This is a genomic window from Vibrio sp. 1978 (assembly GCF_033344345.1).
In genome coordinates this window covers 1-921 of sequence record NZ_JAWPOP010000216.1, presented here as the reverse complement: position 1 = coordinate 921, position 921 = coordinate 1, and the positions used below count along the sequence as shown (strand labels likewise).

The following is a 921-nucleotide window of genomic DNA, read 5'->3' as shown; positions in this document are numbered from 1 at the left end:
TATTGATGGTGTAGAAGCTTTAACGGTGGATGAAGACGACCTTGCGAGCATCGGTTCGGATCAAAATGATTCTGTTTCGGTTGACGGCAAATTCACCACGACAGAAGGCTCCGACCGAGTGGTGAGTTATCAACTCGACGCAGCGACCAACCCAATTGATGGCTTGACTTCACATGGTGAAGCCGTTGAGCTGGTAGAAACCGCAAATGCCGACGGCAGCTTCACTTACACCGCGACAGCAAACGGCAACTCAGTATTTACGCTGGTGGTGAATGTTGATGGTTCATACAATTTTACGTTGGAAGGCCCAATCGATCACGCTAGTGGCAGTGATGCGTTAACACTGAATTTCCCGATTACAGCGACGGATTTTGATGGCGATACCAGCACCATGGTTTTGCCTGTCACCATTCAAGATGACGTTCCTACGATTGAGAATGTCGTACCTCTCACTGTGGATGAAAATGACTTAATTACGAATGGTGGACAATCAAACGCACTGTTGGTTGAAGGGCAGTTCACGACCACGCAAGGCTCAGATGGTGTGGTTCAGTACCAGCTTGAAACAGGTTCAGACCCGTTAAACGGTTTGACCTCCAACGGTCAAGTTATCACGTTGGCCGAAGTCAGTAATGCCGACGGTAGCTTTACCTACACGGCGACGGCAAACGGCAATCCGGTATTTACGTTACAGGTAAACAGTGACGGGAGTTACTCGTTTGAACTGCAAGGGGCTGTTGATCATGCTCCAAATAGTGACACCTTAACGTTGGACTTTTCCATTATCGCGACGGATTTTGATGGCGACACGAGCAAAATTACGTTGCCAGTCACGATCGTTGACTCATTGCCAGTTGTAACGGATTTTGAAGCGATCAGTGTTGATGAAGACGATCTGGCTGGTATCGGTTCAGACCAAAA

1 protein-coding gene is annotated in these 921 nt (G+C 48.1%); it reads left to right on the top strand.

What is annotated here, in order from left to right; all coding sequences use genetic code 11:
* Position 1: 1 nt before the first annotated feature.
* Positions 2–921, top strand: a 920-nt coding sequence (locus R8N49_RS25645; RefSeq protein WP_318190272.1) for a VCBS domain-containing protein, incomplete at its 3' end; no start/stop codon positions are given.